The sequence below is a fragment of the Methylobacterium sp. B1 genome (genome assembly GCF_000333255.1).
Taxonomy (GTDB): domain Bacteria; phylum Pseudomonadota; class Alphaproteobacteria; order Rhizobiales; family Beijerinckiaceae; genus Methylobacterium; species Methylobacterium fujisawaense.
Window position 1 is genome coordinate 1 of record NZ_BACT01000776.1, and the last position, 952, is coordinate 952.

At 77.0% G+C, this 952-nt stretch carries 1 protein-coding gene and 1 pseudogene; both read left to right on the top strand.

The genetic code is table 11. From position 1 onward, the window contains the following. Window positions 1–341, top strand: a pseudogene (locus I53_RS22495) (histidine kinase); the annotation flags it as partial. 34 nt (window positions 342–375) lie between these two features. After that, a partial coding sequence (locus tag I53_RS22500) for a cyclic nucleotide-binding domain-containing protein (protein WP_251982407.1) occupies window positions 376–952 on the top strand: 577 nt, incomplete at its 3' end.

The window sequence follows — 952 nt, forward strand, 5'->3', positions numbered from 1 at the left end:
GATCTCGGCCGCCTCAGCCGCTATGCCTGGCCCGGCAACGTCCGCGAGATAGAGAACGTGATCGAGCGGGCGGTGATCCTTTCCGCGGGGGCCGGCTCTGCCTCGATCCGCCCGACGGCGAGGCGACTGGGCCCACGGACCCGGCCGCACCGGCCGCGGCGCCCGGCGGGCGGCCGGCCACGGAGGCCGAGCGCCGGGCCCGGGATCGCGCCGAGATCGTCGCCGCCCTGTCCCTGGCGGGCGGCCGGGTCTCCGGGCCGGGCGGCGCGGCCGAGCTGCTCGGCCTGCGCCCGACGACGCTCGCCTCGCGGATCAAGGCCCACGGGATCCCGCGCGGCTGATCCGGCAGGTCCTTGATCCGATCTTAAGATCGCTGTGCCAGGGGTCGCTCCGGCCTTCCCCGTCGACGTCGCAGCGCCCCGGCCGATGCAGGATCTCTCCGAGCCCGTCACCCTCCCGGCCGGCGCCGTCCTGTTCGAGGAGGGGGCGATCGGGCACTGTGCCTACCTGATCCTGAGCGGGCGCATCGCGATCTTCCGGCGGCGCGACGGCGGCGAGTCGGTGCTCGGCCGGCGGGGGGCCGGCGAGCTCTTCGGCGAGATGGCCATCCTCGACGCCCTCCCGCGCTCCGCCGGCGTCCGCGCCGAGGAGGACTGCGTGCTCGTGCCCGTGGGGGCGGCGCAGATCCGCCAGCGGCTCGCCGGCGCCGATCCGATCCTGCGCCTCTGCCTCGAGGGGCTCATCGCCCGGTTCCGGGAGACCCTGCCGCGCCTCGGACCGGCGGTGGCGGGGAGCCGGCCGGCGGCGCTGTCGCCGGCCGCCCGAGCCGATTTCGACGCGACGGTCGCCGCCCTCGCGCAGGAGCGCGCCTTGCGGCGGGCCCTGGCCCAGGACGAGTTCGCGCTGTTCCTGCAGCCGATCGTGCGGCTCGCCACCGGGCGGCTCGCCGGCT